The 14,136-nt window shown below is 57.8% G+C and carries 10 protein-coding genes; 2 read left to right on the forward strand and 8 right to left on the reverse strand.

What is annotated here, in order from left to right; all coding sequences use genetic code 11:
• Positions 1-46: 46 nt before the first annotated feature.
• Both I6J19_RS08465 and aspS read right to left on the reverse strand, forming a co-directional pair.
• The gene (locus I6J19_RS08465; RefSeq protein ID WP_049180992.1) at positions 47-1,228 is read right to left on the reverse strand and encodes a phosphotransferase; all 1,182 of its coding nucleotides are present in this window, start codon (positions 1,226-1,228) and stop codon (positions 47-49) included.
• 147 nt (positions 1,229-1,375) lie between these two features.
• Positions 1,376-3,205 carry an aspartate--tRNA ligase gene (gene aspS / locus I6J19_RS08470; protein ID WP_038628885.1) on the reverse strand — a complete coding sequence of 610 codons (1,830 nt, stop codon included), beginning with the start codon at positions 3,203-3,205 and terminating at the stop codon, positions 1,376-1,378.
• A gap of 283 nt (positions 3,206-3,488) precedes the next feature.
• Here aspS and ypfJ point away from each other — a divergent pair, with 283 nt between their 5' ends.
• The gene (gene ypfJ / locus I6J19_RS08475) at positions 3,489-4,376 is read left to right on the forward strand and encodes a KPN_02809 family neutral zinc metallopeptidase (protein WP_038628883.1); all 888 of its coding nucleotides are present in this window, start codon (positions 3,489-3,491) and stop codon (positions 4,374-4,376) included.
• 27 nt (positions 4,377-4,403) lie between these two features.
• Here the strand turns inward: ypfJ and hisS are convergent, their stop codons facing one another.
• Together hisS and I6J19_RS08485 are read right to left on the reverse strand one after the other, a co-directional pair.
• Positions 4,404-5,687: a histidine--tRNA ligase gene (hisS, locus tag I6J19_RS08480; RefSeq protein WP_038628881.1), complete on the reverse strand. Its 1,284-nt coding sequence runs from the start codon at positions 5,685-5,687 to the stop codon at positions 4,404-4,406.
• Between the two features lie 43 nt (positions 5,688-5,730).
• Positions 5,731-6,402 (reverse strand): MBL fold metallo-hydrolase, encoded by a 672-nt coding sequence (locus I6J19_RS08485; RefSeq protein WP_070432222.1) that lies wholly within the window; start codon positions 6,400-6,402, stop codon positions 5,731-5,733.
• A gap of 608 nt (positions 6,403-7,010) precedes the next feature.
• On the opposite strand from I6J19_RS08485, the gene I6J19_RS08490 reads away from it, so the two are divergent.
• Positions 7,011-7,883 carry a peptidylprolyl isomerase gene (locus tag I6J19_RS08490; RefSeq protein WP_187402581.1) on the forward strand — a complete coding sequence of 291 codons (873 nt, stop codon included), beginning with the start codon at positions 7,011-7,013 and terminating at the stop codon, positions 7,881-7,883.
• A gap of 122 nt (positions 7,884-8,005) precedes the next feature.
• Here the strand turns inward: I6J19_RS08490 and I6J19_RS08495 are convergent, their stop codons facing one another.
• The 4 genes from I6J19_RS08495 to secD form a co-directional block, all read right to left on the reverse strand.
• Positions 8,006-10,267, reverse strand: coding sequence for a RelA/SpoT family protein (locus tag I6J19_RS08495; protein ID WP_038628875.1), 2,262 nt, complete (start codon positions 10,265-10,267; stop codon positions 8,006-8,008).
• Positions 10,268-10,274: 7 nt separating this feature from the next.
• Positions 10,275-10,811, reverse strand: coding sequence for an adenine phosphoribosyltransferase (locus I6J19_RS08500; RefSeq protein WP_070432221.1), 537 nt, complete (start codon positions 10,809-10,811; stop codon positions 10,275-10,277).
• Between the two features lie 110 nt (positions 10,812-10,921).
• On the reverse strand, positions 10,922-12,139 hold the full coding sequence (secF, locus tag I6J19_RS08505) for a protein translocase subunit SecF (protein ID WP_038628873.1): 1,218 nt from the start codon (positions 12,137-12,139) through the stop codon (positions 10,922-10,924).
• Between the two features lie 6 nt (positions 12,140-12,145).
• Positions 12,146-14,071: a protein translocase subunit SecD gene (secD, locus tag I6J19_RS08510; RefSeq protein ID WP_038628872.1), complete on the reverse strand. Its 1,926-nt coding sequence runs from the start codon at positions 14,069-14,071 to the stop codon at positions 12,146-12,148.
• Positions 14,072-14,136 lie beyond the last annotated feature (65 nt).

Raw genomic sequence — 14,136 nt, forward strand, 5'->3', positions numbered from 1 at the left:
GTTTGCACCGCCTGTCGGCAGCTTATTCGGATCCGCCACGTATGCCCTAGCCTTCCTCTTGCTCTAAGAAATCAATTACAGCATGTGCGAACTTTTCCAGCTCGTCGGCACGATCGTCCTCACATCTATGGGCGAACTGCGCAATGGCGCGAGCTGTGTTAGCCATGTCGCGTCGCTCCAATGCTGAGCCACCAACTTCCGGCTTCAGGTCCGTACGTCCTTCATGCCCCACCCACAGCGCTTGCTTCGGAGAACCGAAGACGGAAACCGTTGCGGAGATGAAGAACCAACCGAGCAAAGCCGCAGCAATGAACGCCATCATACGGCGGTCGCTCGTGTCGCGATACCAATGGTCACGAATCTCTTCCATCCATGCACGGACAAATGCGTCGACCTCTGCCTCCGATGGGCGCTCCACGAAAACGTGCAGCGGGAAGCCTGCGACGACGCTGGCCACGTCGAAGATGACATCGCGGTAACCAGCCCACTCATAGTCGAGGAACTGGACCTTGTCCGCCAGCAGAATGTTGTCCGGGGCGAGGTCAAACGGAGTAAACGCCCTATGCGTGCCCTTCTCAATTCGACGAGCAGCATCCTCACCGAAAGAGCGCACAGCGTCGGGAACAGGAATACCGGAGCCTTCAATAGCTCGCATGCCAAAGCGAATCCCCGACACAATGCCGTGGTCACGCGCCTCGAGAGCCTCACGATCGACCTTGTTCTTCACCCACATACGACGACGCAGGGTCTCAAACCCCTCTTCGCGAGTATGCGTGTGAATATGCATCCGGCCCAGCGACGCGCCGAGACTGCGGAACGCGCGCAATCGACGCTCTTCATCGCCACGAAAGAGTACGTCCGCAAGAGTGTCCACGACACCGACGTCGCTGAGAACCAATAGCTGCTTTGAAACATCGTAAGCAAGAAGCTGAGGCCCCGGGCGAACGTCGTCAGGCAGCGTATTGATGAACTGGTACGCCACGACTTCCCGTAAAACGGCGGGATCGACACCTTCAGTCATCGTAGGAATTTGCTTTACGACGACCGTGCGCTCCTGCATAAAGGGATTTGTGGCGACCCGTACGCGGACAACAAGAGCGTTTGACTGGCCTGTAAGTACTTCTGGATCCGACAACACTGGAGTGCCGCCGAATCGTGCGGAAAGCAGTGTCTCTGCATCTTTAACTACACTGTCAACTTCTGCTGCAGCGTCGTCCGAGTACTCCATTGAATGCCCTTTCAATGAGCCAGTTTCAGTCAGGCGATACGGATGTCGCGTTGTGGCCCGTACCGCCTTAGTTAGGAGGAATCGACCCCGCTCGCGCTGTTCACGCTGGAGTGGCGGAGCACATTCCTCGCAATGTGATTTCTTTGTTTACTTGCTGTCGCCTGCGTCGGCTGCTGCCTTAGCGGCGTCTGCCTTCTGCTTTGGCTTCGGCTTGAAGTCGATACCGGTCTCCTTGCGCTGCTGAGCGGTAATCGGAGTCGGGGCGTCAGTCAACGGATCAACGCCGCCACCGGACTTCGGGAAGGCGATAACATCGCGAATGGAGTCAACGCCGGCCAGCAGGGAAACGATACGGTCCCAACCGAATGCGATACCACCGTGCGGCGGAGCGCCGTACTGGAAAGCGTCCAACAGGAAGCCGAACTGCTCCTGTGCCTCTTCCTCGCCGATGCCCATAACATCGAAGACGCGCTTCTGGACATCTGGGCGGTGAATACGAATGGAGCCGCCACCAATTTCGTTACCGTTGCAGACGATGTCGTAGGCGTAAGCCAGTGCGTTGCCCGGATCCTTGTCGAAGGTATCCATGTGCTCTGGCTTCGGCGAGGTGAAGGCGTGGTGCACAGCAGTCCACTGGGAGTGGCCCAGGGCAACGTCACCGGAAGCGGTAGCGTCGGCAGCCGGCTCGAACAACGGTGCGTCGACGACCCAGGTGAATGCCCAGTCGCCTTCCTTGATCAGGCCGAGCTTCTTGGCAATCTCTCCACGAGCAGCACCCAGCAGTGCACGGGAGCTCTTAGCATCACCTGCAGCGAAGAAGATGCAGTCACCCGGCTTTGCGCCGACGTGCACCGCGATGCCTTCACGCTCTGCGTCAGTAATGTTCTTGGCAACCGGGCCACCCAGAGTGCCGTCCTCCCCGACGAGGATGTAGGCCAGGCCCTTCGCGCCGCGCTGGCGGGCCCAATCCTGCCAAGCATCGAGTTGACGACGAGGCTGCGATGCGCCACCGTCCATAACAACTGCACCAACGTAGTCGTTCTGGAAGACACGGAAAGTGGTGTCCTTGAAGAACTCAGTGCACTCCACCAACGGAATGTCGAAGCGCAGGTCTGGTTTGTCAGAACCGTACTTCTCCATGGCCTCCTTGAAGGTCATGCGTGGAATCGGAGTCTGAACAGTGACACCGGCCTCGGCGAAGATAGCAACCAGAATCTCTTCTGCCAGCGCAATGACATCGTCCTGCTCGGCGAAGCTCATCTCAACGTCGAGCTGAGTGAACTCTGGCTGGCGGTCAGCGCGGAAGTCCTCATCGCGGTAGCAGCGGGCAATCTGGTAGTAGCGCTCCATACCAGCGACCATAAGCAGCTGCTTGAACAGCTGAGGGGACTGCGGCAGTGCATAGAAAGTGCCCGGCTTCAAACGAGCCGGCACTACGAAGTCACGAGCGCCTTCCGGCGTAGAGCGAGTCAACGTCGGAGTCTCGATTTCTGTAAAGTCGTGGCTGTCCAGCACCTTACGTGCTGCGCGGTTGACAGCCGCACGAAGACGCATAATTTTGGCCGGGCCTTCACGGCGTAGGTCTAGGTAGCGGTACTTCAGGCGAGCTTCTTCGCCCACAGTGCCAGAAGTTCCAACGTCCTCGAGCTGGAACGGCAATGCCGCCGACTCGTTGAGGATGGTCAGCTCCGTAACATTGACCTCAATTTCTCCCGATGCCAGGTTCGGGTTTTCGGAGCCCTCCGGGCGCTTCTCAACGACACCGGTGACCTGAATGCAGTACTCGCTGCGCAGGTGGTGTGCACGCTCAGCAACTTCACTGTTGCGGAACACAACCTGGGCGTAACCGGAGCGGTCACGCATGTCAATGAAGATCACACCACCGTGGTCACGGCGGCGTCCTACCCAACCGGTCAGGGTTACTGTGCTGCCGGCGAGGTCAGCGCGGAGGTCTCCGGCAAGATGCGTACGAAGCACTGCGAATTGGTCCTTCCAAAATTGGTGCTATAGGGATTAACGCTGTGGATAGCGGTTTCGTCCGTGTAGTCTACCTTGAAGCCATTAAGGTGAGAAGAAGACCCCGGTTATTTTGCCTATTACCGGTCATCGCCCCGGTCATCGCCTTGGGTCTACCTCGGGCTTCATGTACTCACTTAGACATAGATTTTTGTAGGCCTTGACGTTGACTTCCATACGGACACTTTGACGCAGCGCTATTCAATGGCCCGTTTTCCGAACCCTATGCAATAGTCTTACTCCTATGACCTTCCGGAATGACTTCCAAAAGAGCTCGGCTCGTGCCGAGCGACGCTCGGGTGGTGGCCGCGCTATTGCAGTAGGCGGTGGCGGCATCGGCGGCCTTGTCCTCATTGGCCTGTACTTACTTCTCGGCGGCGACCCGGGACAATTGGGACAGCTGACAGGTGCCCAGAACAACCAGTCCTCTCAGACTGCACAGCAAACCCCTGGTGAGGATCCCTGTAAAACCGGCGAAGATGCCAACAGCCGCATCGATTGCCGGATGGAATTCACCGGCATTTCGGTCGACCGAGTCTGGGAAGAACAGCTTCCCGCACAGGCCGGCATCGGGTACACGAACCCAGACCTAGTCCTCTTTGAAGGCTCCACTCAGTCGGGCTGCGGCGCAGCGTCCTCGTCCACCGGCCCGTTCTACTGCCCCGCCGATCAAACGGCCTACTTCGACACGGAGTTCTTTAGCACCCTGGAGCGCATGGGCGGAGGCAACGGCCCGCTCGCGCAGGAGTATGTCGTAGCCCACGAATTCGGTCACCATATCCAAAATTTGGAGGGTACGCTCGGCCGCAGTAACTACAACGAGCCTGGCCCCGATTCCGATGCCGTAAAGATTGAGCTGCAGGCAGACTGCTATGCGGGTATCTGGGCTCATTACGCGGACAAGGGGCCGGACGCAATCCTCGAACCGCTTTCCGACGAGCAAGTTGCCGATGCCCTCAAAACTACGAAGGCCATTGGCGATGACACCATCCAGCAGCATTCCGGCGGTGGTGTTCAACCGGACTCCTGGACCCATGGCTCAGCTGAGCAGCGTACGAAGGCATTCCTCACCGGCTACAAGTCAGGAAAGATGTCTCAGTGCGACACTCTCGAGCGCGGTGTCTACAGCTAGACTCCGCACTCAACAAATGCGCGTTTCCTAGATGCGCGACTGCAACTCCTGAACCAGCGCATCTAGGGCCACCGCGTGCTGCTCGTGGGACTCGAGGTCCTTCAGCTGAACCTCGCCCGCAGCCAATTCAGATTCGCCGAGAACCAACGCAAATCGGGCTCCAGCGCGATCGGCACCCTTCATTGCACCCTTCAGCCCGCGGCCACCGTAGGACATATCCGCGCGGATACCCGCTTGGCGCAGCTTATTGATCTGCACCGCCATAGTGTGAGCGGCTTCTTCACCGAGCGCAACACCATACACATCGACGCGTCGACCGTCGCTAGCCTGCTTGCCCTCGGCTTCCAGCGCGAGCAGTGCACGATCCACACCCAAACCAAAGCCAATTCCGGACAGCTCTTGGCCGCCGAGCTGCGCCATCAGGCCGTCGTAGCGACCACCGCCACCGATACCCGACTGAGCACCAAGGCCGTCGTGAACAAACTCGAAGCACGTCTTGGTGTAGTAGTCCAGCCCCCGCACCATTCGAGGATTGATGACATAGGGCACCTTCATGTCATCCAACAGTCCAGTCACAGCTTCAAAGTGACTGCGAGCGCTGTCAGAAAGGTGGTCCAGCATCAGTGGTGCGTCGGCAAGCATTTCCTGCATTTCCGGTCGCTTATCGTCGAGGACGCGCAGCGGGTTGATGTTTGCACGGTGGCGAGTTTCCTCATCCAGCGGCAGCTCAAACAAGAATTCCTGCAGCTTAGCGCGGTATTCGGGGCGACAGGTGTTGTCACCGAGGCTTGTCAGCTCAAGCCGGAATCCTTCCAGGCCGATGCCGCGGAAACATGCGTCGGCAAGCGCGATGACCTCAGCGTCCAGCGCAGGATCATCGACGCCGATTGCCTCTACGCCAACCTGCTGCAACTGACGGTAACGGCCCGCCTGCGGGCGTTCATAGCGAAAGAACGGCCCCGCGTAGGAAAGCTTGACCGGCAGCTGACCGCGGTCGAGATTGTGCTCAATGACCGCGCGCATCACGCCCGCGGTACCCTCCGGGCGCAGGGTGACCGAGCGGTCGCCGCGGTCGGCGAACGTGTACATCTCCTTGGTGACGACGTCCGTCGATTCACCTACGCCGCGTGCAAAAAGCCCGGTTTCCTCGAAAATTGGCAGCTCAATGTGCTCATAGCCCGCAAGTCGTGCGCGGTGCTGGAATGAGTTTCGCACCGCCTCGAATTCGCGGGAGACCGGCGGGACGTAATCCGGCACGCCCTTGGGCGCGGAGAATGGCTTCAACTTCTTTGGCTTCTGGCTAGAGTTCACTCCGCTAACTCTACCTGCCAACTCTCACGACGTGTCAGCCAGGCTAGGTGAGGTTTTGCAGGAAGGGGTTGGTCTCGCGCTCCTCGCCTATCGACGATGCGGAGCCATGGCCCGGAAGAATCATGAGGTCATCCGCCAGCGGGAGAACCTTATCCTTCAACGACTGCTGCATGTGCTCCGGACTACTGCCCGGTAAATCTACGCGACCGATAGCCCCCTTAAAGAGGACGTCCCCGCTGAAGATAATCTCATCTTCCCCATCGGAAGCGCGCAGCATTACGCACCCCGGCGAGTGACCCGGTGCGTGAATGACTTCGAAATTCAACCCTGCCCACTTTACTTCGTCGCCATCCTCGAAGAAATCGGCTTTCGTATAAGTCTGCATGGACTCGATGTCAAAGAGGTGTCCGAAAGAAGAACCGCCGAGTTTCGGATTGGCCAGCAACACATTGTCGCTTTCGTGAATGAAGACGGGGATATCCCAGAAGTCGGCAGCCTCCGCGACATCGCGAATGTGATCGATGTGGCCATGCGTCAACAGAATTGCCTCCGGCTTCCAATTTCGTTTCTCAACCTCAGTGCGCACAACCTCAAGTGCCCCCATGCCCGGGTCAATAATGACGCACGGGGTAGCCAAGTCGTCCATCTCCGGAGTGCCTGTTGCCACGTAGCAGTTGGTCTGAAAAGGGCCGGCTGCAAATCCAAATATCTCCATAGCGCACATTCTATCGAGTGTCTGCTTGGCTCGAGCTGGGTTCATTTATCACGCTGTTAAGTTCCCGCTAAAACGACGGCTGATAGGTGGCGAAACTCGTAGAACTGTTCTTGGCAATTGGAACTGACGATTGGAAGCTTTTATGCAGATTACGTACTCAGCCACTATCACCTTTTTCATCCTGACAGCTGTGGGAACGGCTCTAGCAGGTTATCCGCGACTGGCCTTCATCCTTTTCATGTCAGCCGCAATAAGCCTGGGTGCGAGGAGTCTAACTCGCCGTTGTCGTAGTCGCGTTGTCGAAGGCACAGGCAGAAGTAAGAGCTGCATCACGCCGGAGAAGGTGAAGAAGTACCGTCGCCAACACCCCGGTGTCGGCATCAAAGAAGCTGTCGAAGCTCTACGTGCTAAAGCGGAACGCCCTTTCCCATGCCGACTTGGCCTGTCATCTCGCAAATGAGAACCGACTCCGGGCATAATGGTCGATTGTGTACGCGACGGTGACCGACTGAGCTTTCACCTCAAACTCGGTCACTATCTATGGGCAAAACCGTCCGCTGGTGTGCCGTCACCGGCAATCGATGACTAACAGATACGGAGAGAGACTAGTGGCCAATAATGAGCAAAGGCGCAAAGATGCGATGCGGACGCTCGAGCGCGAACTTAAGCGCCGTGCACGTGCCGAGAAGCTGAAGCCACTGGGTGTTGTCGTAACCACCTTGGCTATCCTGCTCTTTATCGGTGGCGGAATCTACCTGCTGACCACGGCTGGCGGCGCTGACGACAATGAGGCCGCTGATGAATCCACGACTCCAGTCGAACCTGCAGCTCTGACAGCTACTCCCGTCAGCGGTGAAAAGGTTCCGATGAAGCGCTCTTCCGCGCTTCCGGAAACCGTGACCTGTGACTACCCGGATGATGGCGAGGCATCGAAGGATATCGATAAGCCAGCTACCGACAAAGTTCCCGCCACTGGCACTGTAACCATCACTCTGAAGACTAACCAGGGCGACATTCCGATGGAGCTGAACCGCGCTATTTCACCTTGCGGTGTCAATGCGATTGAGCACATGGCCAAGTCCAACTACTTCGACGACACCGTGTGCCACCGTATTACCGGTGGTGGCCTGAACGTTCTGCAGTGTGGTGACCCGACTGGTACCGGTAGCGGCGGCCCGGGCTTCAAGTTCGCTGGCGAGTGGCCGGTCAAGGATTCCGGTCTGGATCAGAACACCCCGTTGGTGTACCCGAAGGGCTCTATCGCCATGGCAAACCCGAGCGACCCGGATGCCAACGGCAGCCAGTTCTTCCTCAACTGGGCAGATTCTCAGCTGCCACCGCAGTACACCGTGCTTGGCTCCATGACTGACGAGGGCACCAAGACGGTTGCGGACATTGCGAAGAATGGTATCGAGGGTGGCGGTACCTCTGACGGTAAGCCAGCTAAGGAAGTCCGTATTGAGAAGGCGGAAGTCAAGTAGTTGACTCAACTAACTGATTGAGAAATTCATCAAAAACAGGGCCAAGGTGTTTCACCTTGGCCCTGTTTTAATACCGACGCGGCCTCAATCTTTATTCACATATCGATGCGCTGATAAACCGGCTACTGACCAGAAGTAATGCGGTAGACATCGAAGACTCCCTCGACACCGCGCAGAATGTTGAAGATATAGCCCATCTGCTTAGTGTCCGAAACCTCGAAGCTAAAACGCATTACGGCAACGCGGTCATCGGAGGTATGGGAGGACGTCGACAGGATTGAGACCTTCTGATCAGAGAAGACGCGAGTGATCTCCGAGAGCAGTCCGTGACGGTCAAGTGCTTCGATTTGCACCGTAACCATAAAGACCGCCCCGGAGGAATCTGTTGCCCAGGAGACCTCGATAATGCGCTCGGGCTCCTGGTGGAGTTTTTCCGCATTGGTGCAATCCGTGCGGTGCACGCTGACACCGCCACCGCGGGTGACGAAACCAAAGATGGCATCGCCAGGCACCGGTGTACAGCACTTGGCCAACTTGGCAGCCATATCCGCACTGCCCTCCACAAGCACGCCGGTGCTGTCGGCGCGACGCGGAGTATTGTGCACACTCATCTTCGAAATCGGAGTGCGCGAGACCAACTGCTCTTCTGCATCGTCTGTGCTCGAGAACTGCGCCATCAGACGGTGCGTCACATGCTGAGCCGATACCTGCCCCTTACCAATCGCGGTATAGAGCGCATCGACATCCGCATAGTGCAGCTCGGAGGCAATCTGCTTGATGGACGCCGGAGTGAACAGGCGGTGCATCGGCAGACCACCGCGCTGTACCTCTGCCGCCAGCGCATCGCGTCCGGCATCGAGTGCCTCCTCGCGTCGCTCCTTGGCAAACCACTGGCGAATCTTTGCCCGCGCACGGGGAGTTTTAACGAACTTCTCCCAGTCCTTGGACGGACCAGAATGGGCATCCTTGGACGTGAAAATCTCGACGCGGTCACCGGTTTTTAGCGGTGATTCCAACGCCACCAACTTGCCGTTGACCTTGGCACCAATACACCGGTGGCCAACCTCAGTATGGACCGCGTAGGCAAAGTCGACCGGCGTGGAGTCCGCGGGCAAAGTGATGACATCACCCTTCGGCGTGAACGCAAAAATTTCAGTGACTGAGAGATCATAGCGCAGCGAGTCCAGGAACTCGTTAGGATCTGCGGCCTCGCGCTGCCAATCCAGCAGCTGACGCATCCACGCCATCTGATCGACTTCGGCGGAATCTCCCTTATGAGAGCCTTTTGTTTCCTTGTAGCGCCAGTGTGCGGCAATGCCGTACTCAGCGTTGTAGTGCATCTCATGGGTGCGAATCTGCACTTCTAGCGGGGCCCCACCTGGACCAATGACCGTTGTGTGCAACGACTGGTAAACCCCGAAGCGCGGCGCGGAAATATAGTCCTTGAATCGCCCCGGCATGGGTTTGAACAGCGAGTGGACGGCGCCCATGGCGGCGTAGCAGTCCTTGGTCGTGTCCACCAGAACTCGAAGTCCGACCAGGTCAAAAATCTCGTCGAACTCGTGGCCGCGGACAATCATCTTCTGATAAATCGACCAGTAGTGCTTCGGCCTGCCCTGTACCTCAGCAGCAATGTGAGACTCCTTCAGATCCTTCTGAATCATCTCGGAGACTTCCTGGATGTACCGGTCCCGCTGCGGCGCTCGGTCTGCGACCAAACGCACAATCTCGTCGTACTTCTTCGGGTACAAAATGGCAAAGGAGAGATCTTCCAACTCCCACTTCACGCTGGCCATTCCCAAACGATGCGCCAGGGGTGCAATCACCTCGAGGGTCTCGCGGGCCTTCTTAGCCTGCTTTTCCGGCGGCAGGAAACGCATTGTGCGCATGTTATGCAGCCGGTCAGCCACCTTGATAACCAGCACGCGCGGGTCCTGGCTCATGGCGATAATCATCTTTCGCACGGTCTCTGCCTCGGCGGCGGAGCCCAACGCAACCTTGTCCAATTTGGTCACGCCGTCGACTAGGCGCGCGACCTCTGGGCCGAAGTCCCGTTCCAGGTCCTCCAGCGTGTAATCGGTGTCCTCGACCGTGTCATGCAGCAGCGCCGCCACCAGCGTGGTGGTATCCATACCAATCTCGGCGGCAATAGTGGCGACTGCAAGCGGGTGAGTGATGTATGGCTCGCCGGATTTCCGGTACACGCCGTCGTGAAGGCGCTCGGCGGTATCGTAGGCACGCTGAAGCACAGCTAAATCCGCGCGCGGATGCACCTGCCGATGCACCGCGACAAGGGGATCTAGCACCGGGCGGGTCTTCGTTCTGTTTCCGGTAAGGCTTCGCGCTAGGCGAGCACCATAACGGCGTGCGGGCCCTTCAGCCATGGCTCATTCACCCCTTATTAACCACGTACAGAGGCAGATCAGCAAGCTTCTCCCGAGCGCCCAGGCCTTCAACCTCCAGCACGGTGCACAGCCCGGTCACCTCGACACCAGCTGTCTCTAGCAGGGCGCGAGCTGCACACAGGGTGCCACCAGTTGCCAACACATCGTCGACAAGTACGGCCTTCTTGCCCTTCAGCTCAAACCCACGAGCCGGAATCTCAAGCGCGGCCGTACCGTATTCCAGTTCATAGGTCTCCGTCAGCACAGGTGGTGGGAGCTTGCCCTTCTTACGAATAGCGAGCACTCCCAGTCCGAGCTTGTATGCCACCGCAGAACCCAGCAGGAATCCACGCGCATCGAGGCTGCCGATAATATCGGCCCCGAACTCTTCCACCTTGGCGGAAATCTCGTCCACAAGCAGGGCGAACGTCGTGGCGTCGGCAAGCGCCGGCGTCAGGTCCTCGAACAGTACGCCCTCAACTGGAAAATCGGGCACAAACCGAATCTGATCAGCTAATGCCTCACGCGCGTGTGCATACGACACAGGTTTAAGCTCCTTTTCGGCAAAAAGAAAAAGTGCGGGTACCTGTCAACGATACCCGCACAATGCGCTTTTAAAGTAGTTTCACCCGAACCACTGGGAGGTGCTACCTCCTACTGCCCCGGACGCCAGGACAGCGGCTTGTCTTCATCGCCCTTAAGCTTCGGGGTCTTCACCGTTCGTTTCGGCGTCGACTGTTCCATTTCGCTTGCAGACGATTCCTTCGCGCCCAAGTCCTCCGCGACATCAGCAGTGGCGGAATCGGTGTCCGATCCGGCCCGCTCAGATGCCTTTGCGCGAGCAGACAGTACCGCCTCGTCATGCTTGCGGTATTCACGCTGACGCGACTTGAGCGTTACCAACAGCGGCGAAGCCAGGAAAATCGAGGAGAACGTGCCCTGAATAATGCCGATGAGCTGAACCAGCGCCAAATCCTTCAGCGTACCGACACCCAGCATGCCCACGGCGATAATCATCAGTGCCAGGATTGGCAGCAGCGTCGACACTGTGGTGTTTATAGAACGCATGATGGTTTGGTTGACAGCCAGATTCACCAGCTCGGCGTAACTTCTACGTGTCGATGAACGATATCCTGCCGTATTCTCGTCGACTTTGTCGAAGACCACGACGGTGTCGTACAGCGAGAACGACAGCACGGTCAGGAGACCGATAATGGTGGCCGGGGTGACATCAAGGCCGATCAGCGCGTAGATGCCCATAATCACGATTGCGTCCACGGCCAGGGCGAGGATGGCAGAAATGGCCATGTCACGCTCGAAGCGGATAGTGATGTAGGCGAATACCAAGCCCAAGAACACTACTGCAGCCAGCAGCATGCGGTTGGTAATCGACGAGCCCCACGATTCCGAAACGGTCGAGTCACCAATCGCATCCGGGGTCTGCTCCCCCTGTGCGTCGACGGGTTTGAATGCGTCGTTCAGTGCGACGCGAGCATCATTAATCTCGCCCTGGGTCAGCTTCTCTGAGGTGATTTCCAGAATGCGGCCTTCGCCAGAACCGATGATCTGCACCAACTCCGGCTTGACGCCGGTGGCGTCGGTGAAGACCTCCTCAGCCTGTTCAGTCGTCACTGACGCAGGCGGCATAGTCATCTTGGTGCCGCCCTCGAAATCGATACCGAAGCTGAACCCTCGAATCAGCATCGATGCTAACGCAACGACAATGACGGCAATCGCAATCTGGTACCAGCGCTTCCGCTTACCGACGATATTGATTCCACCCTCGCCGGTGTAGAGGCGGCGGAAGAATGAGTCCTCGTTAGCCGCGTCATTTTCACTAGTCAGCGCCGGATTCGTCTGAGTAGTATTCATGGATTCCTACTTCCCCTCATTCGCGCCGGAGTCAGCCGAACCGGTGTCGGCAACTGCACTGGCGGCTGCATTGGAGGTGACAGCCTTTTTACCGGTAGCTACGGACTTGTTCCTGTTAGCGACCTCCATGACTGAACCAAAGCCGTTCATGGATGGTTTGGACAGTGCCGGCCACTTGCGAGTAGCCAGAATGACCAGTGGCGCAGTCACCAGGAAGGCGGTCACAATATCGAATGCCGTGGAAAGACCAAGCGTGAATGCGAAACCACGCACATCGCCAACAGCCAGGATGTAGAGGACCACAGCCGCAATGATGGACACAAAGTTACCCGACAGGATCGTACGCCGTGCTCGTCGCCAAGCATGGGGTACCGCAGAGCGGAATGTCCTACCCGCACGAATCTCATCCTTAATGCGTTCGAAGAAGACGATAAAGGAGTCAGCTGTCACGCCGATGGAAATGATGATACCGGCGATACCAGCGAGATCGAGTGAGTAGCCAATCCAGCGACCGAGCAGCACAAGCACGCCGTAGACCATCGCACCAGCTGCTGCCAGTGAAACCAGCGAGATGGCTCCGAGGCCTCGGTAAAGAACGATTGCGTAGACGACAATCAGAGCAATACCGATAATGCCGGCAAGCAGACCGGCCTCCAGGGAGGCCGACCCCAGCATGGCTGGAATGGTCGTAGTGGTACCGCCCGGCTCGCCGTCCTCACCTGCGAAGGACAGTGGCAGTGCGCCGTAACGCAAGTTATTCGCCAGCGCCTGTGCCTCATCGATAGTGAAATCACCCGTGATTCGAGTAGCTGAACCGACCGGGGTTGCCTCCTGAATCACCGGGGCGGAAATGACCTTCGAGTCCAACACGATAGCGACCTGCCGCTGCAGGTAGTCATTGGTCAACTTGGTCCATGTGCGAGCGCCGGTGTCGTTCTTACCGGACTTGAAGCTAAAGGAGACCTGAATCTGACCAGACTGCTGATCGTAGCCACCGGTAATCGGCGCGTTAGTATCAATAGCGTCACCGGACAGACGCTGGCCCTTGGCCTCGTCGTTCTGCCCAATCAGCAGCGGAGCCTTGCCCAGGAAGATTGCCTTACCGCCTTCTGGCGCACAGGTCACCAGCGGCTTGGCCGGGTCATCGGCACCCTGTAGCGAATCAACTGCATCGCGGTTATCGCAGGTCATTAGCGCAGCGGCTGCAAACTGTGTCGTTGGATCTTCGGACTGGCGAGTCGCCAACAGCACGTCACGAACCTTCGTACGCAGCTCTGCCGCTTCAATCGAGTTCGCCGGCTTTGCCGGAGCCGTTGCGTCCAGCTTCGGGGCCTCGCCCAGCGACGTGGACAATTCCTCCGGGACCGGCTGGTCCGGGTTCTGTTCCTTGAAGGCATCAATTGCACGCTTCTGCGTTTCATTCATGTCCTTGTACAGGTCATCGACGCGCTTGGTGGCATCCTCCTTCGACAGGACACCGACTGACACCCAATCTTCAGCAGTCTTCTTAACTACCTCGCCAAAGGCAGCCTCATCAGGGCCCTGCGTGGGCTGCTCTACCGGACGGAAGAAGAGCTGCGAGGTCTGGCCGAGCGTACGCGCCTCCTGTGAGTCTTCACCCGGCACGGTAATGACCAGCGTGTCACCGTCGGTGACAACTTGAGCGCCACTGACGCCCATGCCGTTTACGCGGTTCTCCAGAATCTTGCGAGCCTGGTCCAGCTGATCGCGCGTCGGCTTTTCGCCCTGCGGTACCAGGGTTACTCGGGTACCACCCTGCAAGTCGATGCCCAACTTTGGCTTGGCTGATCCGCCGCCGGTGAAAAAGACGAGTGCGTACGTAAGAATGAGGAAGCCAACAAACAGTGCCAACAGCCACTGCGGCCAGTTCCTCTTGAATGTATTCGCACCGGATCTGGATTTGCTGTTCAAAGCAAAGTCTCCTGAATCGTGACGTTTAGGTACTTAAGCGCTTCGGGAAGAAACGCATGTCTATA

It is taken from the genome of Corynebacterium amycolatum, from assembly GCF_016889425.1.
Lineage (GTDB): Bacteria > Actinomycetota > Actinomycetes > Mycobacteriales > Mycobacteriaceae > Corynebacterium > Corynebacterium amycolatum.

What these genes read in the sequence shown, in the direction of transcription:
- I6J19_RS08465 (WP_049180992.1), bottom strand. Translation starts at nt 1,228, where the DNA reads ATGGAGTACTCGGACGACGCTGCAGCAGAAGTTGACAGTGTAGTTAAA.
- ypfJ (WP_038628883.1), top strand. Translation starts at nt 3,489, where the DNA reads ATGACCTTCCGGAATGACTTCCAAAAGAGCTCGGCTCGTGCCGAGCGA.
- I6J19_RS08485 (WP_070432222.1), bottom strand. Translation starts at nt 6,402, where the DNA reads ATGGAGATATTTGGATTTGCAGCCGGCCCTTTTCAGACCAACTGCTAC.
- I6J19_RS08495 (WP_038628875.1), bottom strand. Translation starts at nt 10,267, where the DNA reads ATGGCTGAAGGGCCCGCACGCCGTTATGGTGCTCGCCTAGCGCGAAGC.
- secF (WP_038628873.1), bottom strand. Translation starts at nt 12,139, where the DNA reads ATGAATACTACTCAGACGAATCCGGCGCTGACTAGTGAAAATGACGCG.